Origin of the sequence: Streptomyces sp. NPDC028635, from assembly GCF_040637635.1 — a bacterium.
Classification (GTDB): domain Bacteria; phylum Actinomycetota; class Actinomycetes; order Streptomycetales; family Streptomycetaceae; genus Streptomyces.
The window spans coordinates 102,110-116,100 of record NZ_JBEZWX010000005.1; the positions used below are offsets into that span (position 1 = coordinate 102,110).

The 13,991-nt window shown below is 70.3% G+C and carries 16 protein-coding genes; 1 reads left to right on the top strand and 15 read right to left on the bottom strand.

The window, feature by feature from the left end:
* Nucleotides 1–2: 2 nt before the first annotated feature.
* The 10 genes from tatC to AB0E88_RS07680 all read right to left on the bottom strand — a co-directional run bounded on the left by tatC (nucleotide 3) and on the right by AB0E88_RS07680 (nucleotide 8,572).
* Entirely contained in the window at nucleotides 3–953 is a 951-nt protein-coding gene (gene tatC, locus AB0E88_RS07635; RefSeq protein ID WP_361625440.1) for a twin-arginine translocase subunit TatC, read from the bottom strand.
* A gap of 47 nt (nucleotides 954–1,000) precedes the next feature.
* Nucleotides 1,001–1,285, bottom strand: a complete 285-nt coding sequence (gene tatA / locus AB0E88_RS07640) for a Sec-independent protein translocase subunit TatA (RefSeq protein ID WP_361625443.1) — start codon at nucleotides 1,283–1,285, stop codon at nucleotides 1,001–1,003.
* Nucleotides 1,286–1,472: 187 nt separating this feature from the next.
* Nucleotides 1,473–1,667 carry a hypothetical protein gene (locus tag AB0E88_RS07645; protein WP_361625446.1) on the bottom strand — a complete coding sequence of 65 codons (195 nt, stop codon included), beginning with the start codon at nucleotides 1,665–1,667 and terminating at the stop codon, nucleotides 1,473–1,475.
* A 164-nt stretch (nucleotides 1,668–1,831) separates the two neighbouring features.
* On the bottom strand, nucleotides 1,832–2,125 hold the full coding sequence (locus tag AB0E88_RS07650) for a hypothetical protein (RefSeq protein WP_361625449.1): 294 nt from the start codon (nucleotides 2,123–2,125) through the stop codon (nucleotides 1,832–1,834).
* Nucleotides 2,122–3,207: a WYL domain-containing protein gene (locus AB0E88_RS07655; RefSeq protein ID WP_361625452.1), complete on the bottom strand. Its 1,086-nt coding sequence runs from the start codon at nucleotides 3,205–3,207 to the stop codon at nucleotides 2,122–2,124. Before AB0E88_RS07655 ends, AB0E88_RS07650 begins: the two co-directional genes overlap by 4 nt.
* A gap of 18 nt (nucleotides 3,208–3,225) precedes the next feature.
* Nucleotides 3,226–4,203, bottom strand: coding sequence for a WYL domain-containing protein (locus AB0E88_RS07660; RefSeq protein ID WP_361625455.1), 978 nt, complete (start codon nucleotides 4,201–4,203; stop codon nucleotides 3,226–3,228).
* Between the two features lie 129 nt (nucleotides 4,204–4,332).
* Entirely contained in the window at nucleotides 4,333–4,704 is a 372-nt protein-coding gene (locus AB0E88_RS07665; RefSeq protein ID WP_361625458.1) for an FKBP-type peptidyl-prolyl cis-trans isomerase, read from the bottom strand.
* A gap of 110 nt (nucleotides 4,705–4,814) precedes the next feature.
* On the bottom strand, nucleotides 4,815–5,816 hold the full coding sequence (locus AB0E88_RS07670) for an FKBP-type peptidyl-prolyl cis-trans isomerase (RefSeq protein ID WP_361625461.1): 1,002 nt from the start codon (nucleotides 5,814–5,816) through the stop codon (nucleotides 4,815–4,817).
* Nucleotides 5,817–5,941: 125 nt separating this feature from the next.
* Nucleotides 5,942–7,303, bottom strand: coding sequence for a Pup--protein ligase (gene pafA, locus AB0E88_RS07675; RefSeq protein ID WP_059125684.1), 1,362 nt, complete (start codon nucleotides 7,301–7,303; stop codon nucleotides 5,942–5,944).
* Nucleotides 7,304–7,312: 9 nt separating this feature from the next.
* Nucleotides 7,313–8,572, bottom strand: a complete 1,260-nt coding sequence (locus AB0E88_RS07680) for an MFS transporter (RefSeq protein WP_361625465.1) — start codon at nucleotides 8,570–8,572, stop codon at nucleotides 7,313–7,315.
* A gap of 94 nt (nucleotides 8,573–8,666) precedes the next feature.
* Here AB0E88_RS07680 and AB0E88_RS07685 point away from each other — a divergent pair, with 94 nt between their 5' ends.
* Nucleotides 8,667–9,689, top strand: a complete 1,023-nt coding sequence (locus AB0E88_RS07685; RefSeq protein WP_361625468.1) for a LacI family DNA-binding transcriptional regulator — start codon at nucleotides 8,667–8,669, stop codon at nucleotides 9,687–9,689.
* A 54-nt stretch (nucleotides 9,690–9,743) separates the two neighbouring features.
* Here AB0E88_RS07685 and prcA read toward each other — a convergent pair whose 3' ends face one another.
* The 5 genes from prcA to dop form a co-directional block, all read right to left on the bottom strand.
* Nucleotides 9,744–10,481: a proteasome subunit alpha gene (prcA, locus tag AB0E88_RS07690; RefSeq protein ID WP_361625471.1), complete on the bottom strand. Its 738-nt coding sequence runs from the start codon at nucleotides 10,479–10,481 to the stop codon at nucleotides 9,744–9,746.
* A gap of 63 nt (nucleotides 10,482–10,544) precedes the next feature.
* Entirely contained in the window at nucleotides 10,545–11,390 is an 846-nt protein-coding gene (prcB, locus tag AB0E88_RS07695) for a proteasome subunit beta (RefSeq protein ID WP_361625474.1), read from the bottom strand.
* Nucleotides 11,342–11,953: an endonuclease VII domain-containing protein gene (locus AB0E88_RS07700; protein WP_361625477.1), complete on the bottom strand. Its 612-nt coding sequence runs from the start codon at nucleotides 11,951–11,953 to the stop codon at nucleotides 11,342–11,344. The genes prcB and AB0E88_RS07700 overlap by 49 nt, the downstream gene beginning before the upstream one ends.
* 45 nt (nucleotides 11,954–11,998) lie before the next feature.
* Nucleotides 11,999–12,217 (bottom strand): ubiquitin-like protein Pup, encoded by a 219-nt coding sequence (locus tag AB0E88_RS07705; RefSeq protein ID WP_355154257.1) that lies wholly within the window; start codon nucleotides 12,215–12,217, stop codon nucleotides 11,999–12,001.
* A gap of 190 nt (nucleotides 12,218–12,407) precedes the next feature.
* Nucleotides 12,408–13,919 carry a depupylase/deamidase Dop gene (gene dop / locus AB0E88_RS07710; protein WP_361625480.1) on the bottom strand — a complete coding sequence of 504 codons (1,512 nt, stop codon included), beginning with the start codon at nucleotides 13,917–13,919 and terminating at the stop codon, nucleotides 12,408–12,410.
* Nucleotides 13,920–13,991: the final 72 nt, after the last annotated feature.

Genomic DNA, 13,991 nt, shown 5'->3' on the forward strand with positions numbered 1-13,991 from the left:
TCTCAGGTCACGTCGTCGTATCCGTTGACGCGGTCGGTGCTCGTCTGCTCCGGCAGCGCGCGGCTGGCGCTGACCGGTTCGACGTCCCCGATGGCCTCGGGGGTGAGGTCCAGCTCCGACGCCTCGTCGTCGTCGGGGCCCTCGGCCGCGCGCCGCTCGCGGCGGCGGTCGTTGAGCAGGGAGAAGGCCACCGCGCCGAAGTACAGCACCCAGATCGGCCCGGAGAGCGCCAGCATGGACAGCGGGTCCGTGCTGGGCGTGGCGACGGCGGCGAAGACGGTGATCCCGAGGATCATGCCGCGCCACCAGCTGAGCATGCGCTTGCCGCTGAGCACCCCGGTGAGATTGAGCATGATCAGCAGCAGCGGCAGCTCGAAGGAGAGCCCGAAGACGATCACCATGCGGGTGACCAGCTGGAGCAGGTCGTCCAGCGGCAGCAGGTTGTCCACGCCGTGCGGCGTGAAGTCGATGAGCACCTTCGCGGTGGTGGGCAGCACCCGGTACGCGAAGTAGGCGCCGCCGAGGAAGAGCGGGACGCCGGTGCCCACGAACGCGTAGGCGTACTTCTTCTCGTGCCGGTGCAGGCCCGGCGCGACGAAAGCCCACAGCTGGTAGAGCCAGATCGGCGAGGCGAAGACGACACCCGCCATCAGGGACACCTGCAGCGCCAGCGTGAAGGGGGCGAGCAGACCGTTGATGGTGATCCGCGCGCACTGCTGGTTGTCGTTCGAGGACCGGGCCAGTTCCTCGAAGGTCTTCCCGCAGCCCACCGAGTCGAGGATCGGTTGGGTGAGGAAGTTGATGATGTCGTTGTAGAAGAAGGCGGCGACGACGGTGACGACGACGACGGCCAGCATCGCCTTCGCGAGCCGGTTGCGGAGCTCACGAAGGTGCTCCGCGAGGGGCATCCGCCCCTCCGGATCCTTCTCCTTCTTGCGGGCAGGCTTCAGCAACCCACGTTCCCATCTCGTGCGGCGGGCCGGAGGTCACCGGCCCTGCGTCAGCGCTTGGTCGTGTCCGTCGGCTCGTTGACCGGGCGGGCGCTGGTCACGTCACCGGGGGACGCCTGGATGGTGCGCTGCGCGGGAGGCTGCTCGTCGTTGGCGGGCGCCTGGGCGGACGTGCCGCTGCTGCCCTCGTCCTTCATCGCCTTGGCCTCGCTCTTGAGGATGCGGGCCGACTTGCCCAGCGAGCGGGCCATGTCCGGAAGCTTCTTCGCGCCGAACAGCAGGATGATGACGACGAGGATGAGAATGATCTCGGGGGCTCCGAGCCTTCCGAACATAAGTCTTTACCTTCTCACCGAGGCGGCAGGGTGGGGTGCTGTCCGACTGGTCGGACACGCGTCCGATCAGCCGTTCTGGCAGCGATCGTAACGCCCAGGGGTAAACGTGAGGCAATCCCCGTGCGTACTCCCGGCTCACGGAGCGGGCCTCGTTCTCCGCCCCGCGATCAGCAGCCTACCCGTGCGGTTACAGCGAATCCACGGCCCGGGCCGCGCTCGCCGTGGCCCGCTCCAGGTCCTCGGCCGCCCTGTTGATACGGCGTGTGGAATCCGCCACCTGCCGGCCCAGCCGCTGCGCCTCCAGGAACACCCGGACGGCCAGCACACCCAGCACGGCGAGACCCACGAAACCCACAGCTACCGCGAACATCGGCCAGAACATGCCGTTGAGCCTAGCCCCTGCGAAGGCGGCGTCCGGCCCGCGGGTCGGCCCGGACGGGAACGCGGCGTCGCACGGGCCGGGGCAGACCGCGCGGCACGGGCGAGCGATGCGGGTCCCGCCGGAACGCTCGCCGGGCCCGCCCCGTACGGCGCGGCCGCGCCCGCTCAGACCGTGGAGTGCAGGCGCAACGTACGCACGCCGCCGCCGGTGAGCAGCTCCACGATCCGCTCCCCCGCCGGCTTGCGCACGGCCGCCCCGCACTCGGGGCAGGTGAACGAGTAGAACGTGGTGCGGCTGGAGGCACCGATGGCCAGCCGCAGCGCACTCGCGGCGAGTTCGAAACGGCTCCGGCAGTCCGGGCAGCCGGCTCGGAAGACCACGGGAGCCACTCCGCGCATCCCCGCGAACGCAGAGGCGACCGTCATGCCCACGCCGTGCGGCGACGCCGACTCGCTCACAGCCTCTGCTCCTGCCTGTCGTCCTGCACCGCACCCGCTCCGGCGGCCGGGACCCCGTGCGGCGCCGGCGCCCCCCGCGGCCCCCGCGGCCCCTCGGCCTCCATGCCGTCGTAGGCCGCCAGGGCCTCGCGGGCCGCGCGGCGGGCGCTGTCCGCCAGATCGGGCGGCGACACGATCCGGCCGTCGCGGCCGAGCCGCAGCGCCAGCCGGCGCAGCGAGGCCGGGTCCGGGGTGCGCAGCGTGATCCGCAGGCCGCCGTCCGAAAGCTCTTCGGCGCTGTCGTGCGGGTAGTACTCGGCGACCCAGCGGCCGCCCGGGGCGACCTCGACGACGACTTCCGGGTCCTCGGCGGCCGGCTGCACCAGCCCCTCCGACAGATCGCGCAGCTCTATCTCCGGCGGCGCCGACGGCTCGTCGAGGATCCTGATCTCGGCGACCCGGTCGAGCCGGAACGTCCGGCGCGCCTCGGAGCGGCGGCACCAGGCCTCGACGTAGGTGTGGCCGACGCTGACCAGGCGGATGGGGTCGATCTCGCGCTCGGTGACCTCGTCACGAGCCGGTGAGTAGTAGCGGATCCACAGCCGGCGCCGCTCGGAGATCGCCCGGTCGACGTCGGCGAAGACACCGCCCTCGGACTCGAAGGTCACCGACAGCCGGGAGCTGGCGCCGGCGGCCTCGCCGGCCGCGGTCTCCACCTTCGCCGTGGCCCGCAGCAGGGCCTGCCGGTCGCTCTCGCGCAGCCCGGGCAGGGTCGCCACCGCCCGGGCGGCGACCAGCAGCGCGGTCGCCTCGTCGGCGGCCAGCCGCAGCGGCTCGGCCGCCTCCGCGCCGAGCGCGGCCGGGTTGTGCCACCAGATGCGCTCGCCGTCGGTGTCGATGTCGAGCAGATCGCCGCCGCGGAAGCTGGTACCGCACATGGGCAGCACGTCGAGATCGGAGACCAGCTCGTCCTCGGTGATCCCGAAGGCGCGCGCCACGTCCTCGATCCGGGCACCGGGACGCTCCCGGAGATACGTCACCAGGGACAGCATCCGCCGGGTCTGGTCGATGGCGCTCGTGGGCCTGACCGGTTTGCCTGCCACGTCTCGCTCCGCTCCCCCTCAGCCCTTGGCCACGGCGCGCAGCCGGTCCACGACGTCGGCCCGCAGCTCGGCGGGCTCCAGCACCACCACGTCCGGGCCGAACTCCACCAGCCAGGCGTCCAGGCCGTGCCCGTACGGAATCTCCAACTCGTCCCAGCCGTCGCCGAGTTCCCGCACGGCCGTGGACTTCGCCCGAAGGGGGTACCCGGCGCCGGAACGCAGCCGGATCAGGGCGCTGCGGTCGGCGGTCTCCCCGGCCCAGCTCGCGACGGTCTCGCGGACGGTGACGACATCGGGCACGGGGGCGGTGAACCTCCCGCCGCGCGAGCGCACCTTGCCGGTGATCCGCGACAGCCGGAACACGCGCTCGGCGCCGCGGTCGCGGTCGAAGCCGGCCAGGTACCAGTGGCCGCGCCAGCACTCCAGCGCCCACGGTTCGACGTGCCGGGTCTCGGGCTGGGCGGCGTTGGCCTTGCGGTAGTCGAAGGCGACGGTGCGGCGGTCGCGGCAGGCCAGCATCAGCGGTTCGAAGGCGGCCTCGTGCACCGGGATGCGCGGCTCCAGCGCGCTGTGCGCCTCATAGGGGTCGACGTCCTCGGGCAGCCCGGCCGCGCGCAGCTTCTGCAGGGCGCCGCTGGCCGCGCCGGCGAGACGGGCCTGCTGCCAGACCTTGGCGGCCAGACCGAGGGCGGCGGCCTCCTCGGCGTCGAGGGTGATGGGCGGCAACCGGTTCGAGTCACGGCGGGCGAGATAACCGATCTCGCCGTCGAGGCTCTCCACGGTCTCGATGACCAGGCCCAGCTCGCGCAGGTCGTCCTTGTCCCGCTCGAACATGCGGTTGAAGGAGTCGTCGGCGCCGGACGCGCCCTTCTCCGGCCCAAAAGCTTCGACGTAAGCCTCGATCGACTCGCGCAGCTCACGCTTGCTGAGCGGCCGCCGCGTCCCGAGCAGACACAGCGCCAGGTTCATCAGCCGCTCGGCCTTGGCAATGGCCATCGACGCGCTTCGCCTCCCTATGGTCCTTACGATCGATGACCGTACCGCTCCGCGGGGCGATGGCAAAAGCGGAGGGTCCATGCCCGTACAGGCATGGACCCCACGTGATCAGCTGTGATCGAGCGACGATCAGACCGAGACCAGGTCGCAGACGAAGATCAGCGTCTCGCCCGGCTTGATCGCGCCGCCGGCGCCACGGTCGCCGTAGGCCAGGTGCGGCGGGATGGTCAGCTGGCGGCGGCCGCCGACCTTCATGCCCTGCACGCCCCGGTCCCAGCCGGGGATGACCTGGCCGACACCGAGCTGGAAGCGCAGCGGGGTGCCACGGTTCCAGGAGGCGTCGAACTCCTCGCCGGAGGAGAAGGCCACACCCACGTAGTGGACCTGGACGAAGTCGCCCGCCTTGGCCTCCGGGCCGTCGCCCTCCCAGATGTCCTTGATCTCGAGGTCAGCCGGGGGCTCGCCGCCCGGGAAGTCGATCTCGGGCTTGTCGATGCTCACGTCTTGAAGCTCCTGCATATCTACGACACGGAACGCGGACAGTCTGTCATCCCCGAGGGGGCGGCGCCCGCCGGACCCGGTACGGCGCCCCGGCACGCCACCGCGCGCGGCTACATCTTGGCCAGGATGTCCACCGAGAACACCATCGTGGAGTCCTTCTTGATGCCGCTGCCCTGCGGCGGGTTGTCCCCGTAGCCCAGCGCCGGCGGGACCACGATCAGGACGCGGCTGCCGACCTTCTTGCCGGTCAGGCCCTCGCCCCAGCCCTTGACGACCTGCTGGAGGGAGAAGGAGGTCAGGGTCTTGCGGCCGTAGGTGGAGTCGAACTCCTTGCCGGTGTCCCACAGCACGCCCTTGTACTGCACGAGCACCGTGCTGTCGGCCTTCAGCGCCTCGCCGTCGCCCTCCAGGACGTAGGTCGCCACGAGCTTCGTCGGCGGCTTGGTCTTGGGCACGTCGATGGACGGCGCCCCGCCGTCCGTGTTCGTCCCGACCTTGGGCAGCGCGGCGTCGTCCTGCGGGACCTTCTTGCCCTGGGCGGAGCTCTTCGCGTTGAAGACGTCCTTCAGATCGACCACGAACACCAGGGTGTCGGTGCCCTTGATGCCCGCCTGAGGATTGCCCTGCGCGCCGTAACCCCAGGTGGGCGGGACGGAGAACTGGACCCGGCTGCCCGTCTTCTTGCCGGCCAGGGCGTAGCGCCAGCCGTCGATGATCTGCCCCTGCGCGAGCGGGAGCAGCAGCGGCGTCTTGCGGTCGTAGGAGTTGTCGAACACCTTGCCGGTGCTCCAGATCTGACCGAGGTAGTCCGCCTGCACGTAGTCGTTCTCCGCGACCGTGCGGCCGCTGCCCGTGATCAGCGTCTTCACCGCGATGTCCTTCGACGGCTCGCCGCTGCCCTTGGCGACCGTCGGCTTCTCACCGAACTTCGTGCCCGCGGTGACCGCCGGGAGCGGACCGGCGACGATCTTCGGGCTCGGCGCGGCCGACGGCTGCGACGCCGAGGGCGACGCGCTGTCGCTGGCCTTGCTCGAGTCGGACTTGTCGTCACCGCAGCCGGCGAGGGTGACCAGTCCGGCGGGTACGGCAATCATCAGGGAACGTCGGCGCACGATGAGGGCCTCGTAATCGGTCGATCTTGTGGATGGCGTGCGCGCAACTCTACGGCGTGAGAAGGGCGCCGTACGGGTAACGTACGGCGCCCGAGTGGCGTTCCGGCATGTCGCCGAAAGCCGGCTCACATTCCCGCGATGAGCTTCTCCACCCGGTCGTCCACCGACCGGAACGGGTCCTTGCACAACACGGTCCGCTGTGCCTGGTCGTTCAGCTTCAGATGCACCCAGTCGACGGTGAAGTCCCGCCGCTGCTCCTGTGCCCGGCGGATGAAGTCACCGCGCAGCCGCGCCCGAGTGGTCTGCGGCGGAACCGACTTGCCCTCGAAGATCTTCAAGTCGTTGCAGATCCGGGTCGCTTGCCCCTTCTTCTCCAGCAGGTAGTACAGGCCACGACGACGGTGGATGTCGTGGTACGCGAGGTCTATCTGCGCGACCCGCGGATGCGACATCGTCATGTTGTGCTTGGCCCGGTAGCGCTCGATGAGCTTGTACTTCATGACCCAGTCGATCTCCGTGCCGATACGGTCGAGGTCCTCGGACTCGATCGCGTCCAGCGTGCGGCCCCACAGCTCCAGCACCTGCTCCACCGTGCCGGTGCGGATACCGCGGCGCTCACAGAAGTCGACGGCCTTCTCGTAGTACTCGCGCTGCACCTCGAGGGCGGAGGCCTCACGTCCGCTGGCCAGCCGCACCTTGCGGCGGCCGGTGATGTCGTGGCTGACCTCGCGGATCGCCCGGATCGGGTTCTCCAGTGTGAGGTCCCGCATCACCGTGCCCGCCTCGATCATGCGCAGCACGAGGTCGGTGGCCCCGACCTTCAGCAGCATGGTCGTCTCGGACATGTTGGAGTCGCCCACGATGACGTGCAGGCGCCGGTAGCGCTCGGCGTCGGCGTGCGGCTCGTCGCGGGTGTTGATGATGGGCCGCGAGCGGGTCGTCGCCGAGGAGACGCCCTCCCAGATGTGCTCGGCCCGCTGGCTGACGCAGTAGACGGCGCCGCGCGGGGTCTGCAGGACCTTGCCCGCACCGCACAGCAGCTGCCGCGTCACCAGGAAGGGGATGAGGATGTCCGCGAGCCGCGAGAACTCCCCGTGCCGGGCCACCAGGTAGTTCTCATGGCAGCCGTAGGAGTTTCCCGCCGAGTCCGTGTTGTTCTTGAAGAGGTAGACGTCGCCTGCGATTCCCTCCTCGTGCAGGCGTCGTTCCGCGTCCACCAGCAGGCCCTCGAGAATGCGCTCTCCGGCCTTGTCGTGGGTGACCAGCTCGATCACGTTGTCACATTCGGGTGTCGCGTATTCCGGGTGAGAGCCCACATCGAGATAGAGGCGGGCACCGTTCCGCAGAAACACATTGCTGCTGCGGCCCCATGACACGACACGGCGGAAGAGGTACCGCGCCACCTCGTCAGGTGACAGACGGCGCTGTCCCCTGAACGTGCACGTGACGCCGTACTCGTTCTCCAGCCCGAAAATGCGGCGGTCCATGAGGGAACATTACGCCCGATCCCCCGAACTGAAACGGGGTTCGACAGCACGATTTGGATCATTTTCCGATGAGGCCGCAACAACCCCTGTCACGGCGGGAGCTGCGAGGACGGTGCGTGTACCCAGCAGAACGAGCAGCGAAACCGCACCGGCGGCACCGGGCACCGCGAATCCCCACAGCGCGCCACCCGCCTGGACGACCGGCCCCGCCAGGCCGGTTCCCACCGACGCCCCCACGGTGAACGTCGTCACCAGCCAGGAGAACGCCTCGGTGACCGTGCCGCTCGGCGCGTGCCGGTCCACGATGACGAACGCGCACGCGATGGACGGCGCCAGGAACACCCCGGCGAGCGCCGTGAGCGCCACCATGGCGACCGCGCCGGGCATCAGCGTCAGCGGCAGGTAACACACCGCCAGAAACGCCACCAGCACCCGCAGTCGCCGCTCCGGCGGGCCCGCCCACTGCCGCGCCCCGTACACCGCGCCGCCGGCCAGCGCACCGAGACCGAGCGCGGCCATCAGCCAGCCGTACACCGCGTCACCGCCGTGGCCGTCCGCGTACGGCACGGCGGCCACCGTGATGGACCCGAGCGCCATCCCGATGAACAGGAACGCCGCCAGCAGCGCCAGCAGCCCCGGCGAGCGCAGCGCGCCCAGCCAGTGCGCCTCACGCGGTGCGGAGCGCCACGCGCGCGAGGGCGGCGACAGGACGACGGAGAGCGCGCCGAGGACACCGAGGACGCCCAGCACGAGCAGCGCCGCCCGCGCGGACCACAGCGAGACGCACAGGGTGACCAGCAGCGGGCCGACGGTGAACATGACCTCCTGGGCGATCGCGTCCATGGCGTACGCGGTGTGCACCTGGTCCTCACGGCGCAGCACGCTCGGCCACAGCGCCCGCAGGCCGCCCTCCAGCGGTGGCGTGAACAGGCCGGAGGCCGCCACGGCGGCGTACGCCAGCGGGGCCGGGGCGGTACCGACGGCGGCGAAGACGGTCATGGCCAGCGCCGAGGCGACCGCGGCGGGCAGCTGGACGCGCGGCTGCCCGTGCAGGTCGACGAGCCGGCCGAGCACCGGCTGGCCCACGGCGTTGGCGACGCCGTACACCGCCGCCAGCGCGCCCGCCAGACTGTAGGTGCCGCCCTCGGCGCGCACGAACAGCACGATCGCGATGGCGGCGGTGGCGTTGGGCAGCCGTCCCACCAGCGTGCCCACGAGCAGGCGGGCGGCGTGCCTCGCCCTGAGGATCTCCAGGTATCCCGCGGCCATGTCCGCCCTCCGGCTCAAGTTTTACGTATAACGTCCTACGTCATACGTACCATGTGCGCAGTTCAGCAGTCCAGACGACGGAAGCGAGCGGACGGTGGCCCGAAGCAGCACCCGCCCCACCAGCCGGGACGTCGCCCAGGCGGCCGGCGTCTCCCAGGCCGCCGTCTCCCTCGTCCTGGGCGACAAATGGCGCGGCCGCGTCTCCGCGGCCACCGCCGAACGCGTCCGCGAAGCCGCCCGCGAGCTCGACTACCGGCCCAACCTCGCCGCCCGCAACCTGCGCCTCGGCCGCACCCGCACCGTCCTGCTCGTCGTCCCCGCCCTCACCACCGAATTCTTCGCCGGCGTCTACACCGGCGCCGCCCGCGTCGCCGCCGACCACGGCTTCGGCGTCGTCCTCTACCCCTCCCCCGAAGGCATCGGCCCCGCCCGCGACCCCTTCGCCTCCGCCCAGGCCGCCCTCGACGGCGTCCTCGCCTCCTCCATGGCCGCCGACGCCCTCACCGCCATCCGCGGCGACCAACTGCCCCTCGTCATGCTCGACAGCGACCCCGCCGGCAGCCTCGGTGCCGCCACCGTCAACCTCGACATCGCCGACGGCGTCCGCCAGGTCGCCCGCCACCTGACCGGCCTCGGCCACCGCCGCTTCCTGCACCTCGCCGCCGACGTGCCGTCCTGGACCTTCGACGTGCGCGCACGCGAACTCGCCCGGCACATCGCCGCCACCCCCGGCGCGACCCTGCGCACCGCCCCCGCGGCAGCGCCCATCTCCATCGACGCCGGACTGCTCGCCACCGAGGCCGCGCTGGGCCCGGCGCACCCCCGTCCCACCGCGATCGTCTGCGACGACGACATGCTCGCCGCCGGCGCCTACAAAGCGCTGCGCCGGCTCGGCCTGCGCGTCCCCGAGGACGTCTCCGTCACCGGCGTCGACGACCTCGGCCTCGCCACCGCCGTCGACCCCGAGCTGACCACCGTCCGCCTCGACGCCGAACGCTTCGGAGAACACGGCATGCGCGCCCTCCTCGCCGTCCTCCAGGGCCGCACACCCGACGCCGGGGACATCCCCGTCGAACTCGTCGTACGCGGCTCCACGGCCCCGCCGAAGGCCCCCTGAGCACCACTGCGCCCCGGCCGTGGGCCGGCCGGGGCGCAGTGGTGCACGCGGGTGCTAGTCCTCGTCGCTGCTCTCGGCCTCCGTGGCCGTGCTGCCGGCCTGCAGCAACCGCCCGAGCTGCGCACCGACGATCCGCTTGAACTTGCGCTGCTGCGGCCGCGTACGGTCCAGCACCGCCACCTCCAGGCGCTCCGCGGGAATCTCCCGCTCCGTGCCGTTGGTGTCCCGCGACAGCGCCCGCACCGCCAGCTGGAGGGCCTCCGCCAGGCTCATGCCGTCGCGGTGATGCTGGTCCAGGAAGCCGCTGATCTGCTCGGCGTTGCCGCCGACCGCCACCGAACCGTGCTCGTCCACGATCGAACCGTCGTGCGGCAGCCGGTAGATCTGGTCGCCGTCCGGGGTCTCCCCCACCTCGGCCACCACCAGCTCCACCTCGTACGGCTTCTCCGCCGCGGACGAGAAGATCGTGCCCAGCGTCTGCGCGTACACGTTGGCCAGACCCCGCGCCGTGACATCGTCCCGGTCGTAGGTGTAGCCACGCAGGTCGGCGTAGCGGACACCGCCGATGCGCAGGTTCTCGTACTCGTTGTACTTGCCGGCCGCGGCGAAGCCGATCCGGTCGTAGATCTCGCTGAACTTGTGCAGCGCACGGGACGGGTTCTCACCGACGAACACGATGCCGTCGGCGTACTGCATGACGACCAGGCTGCGGCCACGCGCGATGCCCTTGCGGGCGTACTCGGCGCGGTCGGCCATCGCCTGCTGAGGTGAGACATAGAACGGCGTCGACACCGGTTATCCGTCCCTTTCTGTGGAAGTCACTCGATCACCTGACAACAAATCCGGGCCCGGCCCTCAGAGCAGGGCGGCCCGCGGGCCGTCCGGCTGCTCCAGGCGGCGCTGCAGCACCGAGCGGGCGATCTCGGAGGACTCGTCGTCGGTGAGCCGGCGGAAACCGTCCTCGGTGATCACGGTGACGATCGGGTAGATCCGGCGGGCGACATCGGGACCACCGGTCGCCGAGTCGTCGTCGGCCGCGTCGTACAGAGCCTGCACCACCAGCGTCGTGGCGTCGGACTCGGTGAGGTCGTCGCGGTACAGCTTCTTCATCGCGCCCCGGGCGAACACCGAACCCGAGCCGGTCGCGGCGAAGCCACGCTCCTCGGTACGGCCGCCGGTGACGTCGTAGGAGAAGATGCGGCCCTTGGCGCGGTCCACGTCGTACCCCGCGAACAGGGGCACCACGGCCAGGCCCTGCATGGCCATGCCCAGGTTGGAGCGGATCATCGTCGACAGGCGGTTCGCCTTGCCCTCCAGCGACAGCTGGGCACCCTCGACCTTCTCGAAGTGCTCCAGCTCCAGCTGGAAGAGCTTGACCATCTCGACCGCGAGACCGGCGGTGCCGGCGATGCCGACGGCCGAGTACTCGTCCGCCGGGAACACCTTCTCGATGTCGCGCTGCGCGATGACGTTGCCCATGGTGGCCCGGCGGTCACCGGCCAGCACCACGCCGCCCGGGAACGTCACGGACACGATGGTCGTCCCGTGCGGCGCCTCGATCACACCCTGCACCGGAGGCAGCGAGCGCTTGCCCGGCAGCAGCTCCGGCTGGTGCTCGGCGAGGAAGTCCATGAAGGAGGAGGATCCTGGCGTCAGGAAGGCAGCAGGTAGACGCCCGGTGCCACGAGAATTGGCTTCCACGAGGTTCCTTCCACGTATGCAGCAGCCCGCCTTATGACGTCGGGCCGATCCTTGAACTGCCCCAGTGCTGCATTGCAGCTGAAGCACAGTACGCCACGGACCCTACCCGTCTCGTGACAGTGATCCACATGAGCGGGCGGAGCGGCTAGACATATGCAGCAGACCCGGCACTGAGCGGCGATCAAGGCGTCTCGCTCGGCTTCGGTGATGCCGTACTGACGCTTCAGATGCTGCTCACGCCCCAGCGCCGCTCGGCACGCCTTGCACCGTGTGGCCAAACCGTCGGAGGCGGTGGCGTTGCGATGCCAGTCGCTGTGCGGCTTGATCTCCCCGCATGCCCGGCAGAGCTTGTGCCCTTGCGGGACGTCCGCCTTTTCCCGTACGGGGCTGCCCATGGCCTCCCGGCGCAGTCGGTAGCGGATGGCGCTGTATTCCGCCACGCACTCCCGGCAGTCGACCTGGAGGCCGTCACGCCGATTCTTGTCCCGAGCGAATGCGGCAAGAGGAAGGAGCCGCCGGCATTTCCGACACGGCTTCGCATCCGGTACGCCGGCCACTCCCATTCCCCCCGCCACCTTCGCTTCGAAGCTAGAAGACCAATGCGGCCTTCACTCTCCACCTTTTTGCACGAAGCTCCGCACGAAATCCTCGGCGTTCTCCTCAAGTACGTCGTCGATTTCGTCCAGGACGGAGTCCACGTCGTCGCTCAGCTTCTCGTGGCGCTCCTTGAGCTCCTCGGAGGCCTGCGCGTCCTGCGCCTGCTCCTCGACCTCCTCCGTGGAGCGCGTGGCCTTCTGCTGGCCGCCACCGGTGTCCTTGGTTGCCATAACCCTCACCCCGCTCTTTCGCCCGACATGGGTCGACAGGTCGGCATTCCTGCCGATCGGTGATGATCAGACCCTACAAGCCGGGTCCGACATCGGCCCCGCACTTTCCACAACGTGCGGGGGCCACCTCGATGATTCCCGGCCGGGGCCATTTCCACCCTGTTCCGGCCGGGGAGGCCGACGAGTACCCTCAGCTCCCCGAGAGCACCCTGACCAGGTCTTCCGCTGTGCGGCAGCGGTCCAGCAGCTCCTTGACGTGATTTCGCGTTCCGCGAAGCGGTTCGAGGGTTGGGACCCGCTGGAGGGAGTCCCGGCCCGGCAGGTCGAAGATGACCGAGTCCCAGGAGGCCGCGGCGACGTCGTCGGCGTACTGCTCCAGGCAGCGGCCGCGGAAGTACGCGCGGGTGTCCTCCGGGGGCTTGTGCATGGCCCGCTCGACCTCCGCCTCGTCCAGCAGCCGCTTGATGCGTCCGCGGGCCGCGAGGCGGTTGTAGAGGCCCTTCTCGGGGCGTACGTCGGCGTACTGGAGGTCGACGAGGTGCAGGCGCGCCGCGTCCCAGTCGAGGCCGTCACGGCGCCGGTAGCCCTCCATGAGTTCCCGCTTGGCGACCCAGTCGAGTTCGCCGGCCAGGCTCATGGGGTCGTTCTCCAGGCGCGTGAGGGTGTCCTCCCAGCGCGAGAGCACGTCCTTGGTCTGTTCGTCGGCGTCCGCCCCGAAGCGTTCCTCGACGTATTTGCGGGACAGCTCGAAGTACTCCATCTGGAGTTGCACGGCGGTGAGCGTGCGGCCGCTGCGCAGGGTGACCAGGCGCTTGAGGGTGGGGTCGTGGGAGACCTGGTGGAGGGTGCGGACCGGCTGGTCCACGGCGAGGTCGACCGCGATGAAGCCGTCTTCGATCATGGACAGGACGAGGGCCGTCGTGCCGAGCTTGAGGTAGGTGGAGATCTCCGAGAGGTTGGCGTCGCCGATGATCACGTGGAGGCGGCGGTACTTCTCGGCGTCGGCGTGCGGCTCGTCGCGGGTGTTGATGATGGGGCGCTTGAGGGTGGTCTCGAGGCCGACCTCGACCTCGAAGTAGTCCGCGCGCTGGCTGAGCTGGAAGCCGTGTTCGTGGCCGTCCTGGCCGATGCCGACGCGACCGGCGCCGGCGAAGACCTGGCGGGAGATGAAGAAGGGGGTCAGGTGGCGCACGATGTCCGAGAAGGGGGTCTCCCGCTTCATCAGGTAGTTCTCGTGCGTGCCGTAGGAGGCGCCCTTGTTGTCGGTGTTGTTCTTGTAGAGATGGATGGGCTGGGCTCCGGGGAGCTGTGCGGCCCGTTCGGCGGCCTCCGCCATGATCCGTTCGCCGGCCTTGTCCCAGAGGACGGCGTCGCGGGGGTTGGTGACCTCGGGGGCGCTGTACTCGGGGTGCGCGTGGTCGACGTAGAGGCGGGCGCCGTTGGTGAGGATGACGTTGGCCAGACCGATGTCCTCGTCGGTGAGCTGGCTGGAGTCGGCGGCTTCCCGGGCGAGGTCGAAGCCCCGCGCGTCGCGCAGCGGGTTCTCCTCCTCGAAGTCCCACCGGGCACGGCGGGCCCGGTGCATCGCCGCCGCGTAGGCGTTGACGATCTGGGACGAGGTGAGCATGGCATTGGCATTGGGGTGGCCGGGGACGGAGATTCCGTACTCCGTCTCGATGCCCATTACTCGCCGTACGGTCATGCGGCCCTCCTTGCCCGGCGGCACCCTCGGTCGTAGGCGCCGCTCAAGTACCGCGAATGCTCCGGTGCGTGT

Bases quoted from the DNA above. Each gene is read 5' to 3' on its own strand.
- tatA (WP_361625443.1), bottom strand. From the start codon at position 1,285: ATGTTCGGAAGGCTCGGAGCCCCCGAGATCATTCTCATCCTCGTCGTC.
- AB0E88_RS07645 (WP_361625446.1), bottom strand. From the start codon at position 1,667: ATGTTCTGGCCGATGTTCGCGGTAGCTGTGGGTTTCGTGGGTCTCGCC.
- AB0E88_RS07660 (WP_361625455.1), bottom strand. From the start codon at position 4,203: ATGGCCATTGCCAAGGCCGAGCGGCTGATGAACCTGGCGCTGTGTCTG.
- pafA (WP_059125684.1), bottom strand. From the start codon at position 7,303: ATGGACCGCCGCATTTTCGGGCTGGAGAACGAGTACGGCGTCACGTGC.
- AB0E88_RS07680 (WP_361625465.1), bottom strand. From the start codon at position 8,572: ATGGCCGCGGGATACCTGGAGATCCTCAGGGCGAGGCACGCCGCCCGC.
- AB0E88_RS07700 (WP_361625477.1), bottom strand. From the start codon at position 11,953: ATGGGAGTGGCCGGCGTACCGGATGCGAAGCCGTGTCGGAAATGCCGG.
- AB0E88_RS07705 (WP_355154257.1), bottom strand. From the start codon at position 12,217: ATGGCAACCAAGGACACCGGTGGCGGCCAGCAGAAGGCCACGCGCTCC.
- dop (WP_361625480.1), bottom strand. From the start codon at position 13,919: ATGACCGTACGGCGAGTAATGGGCATCGAGACGGAGTACGGAATCTCC.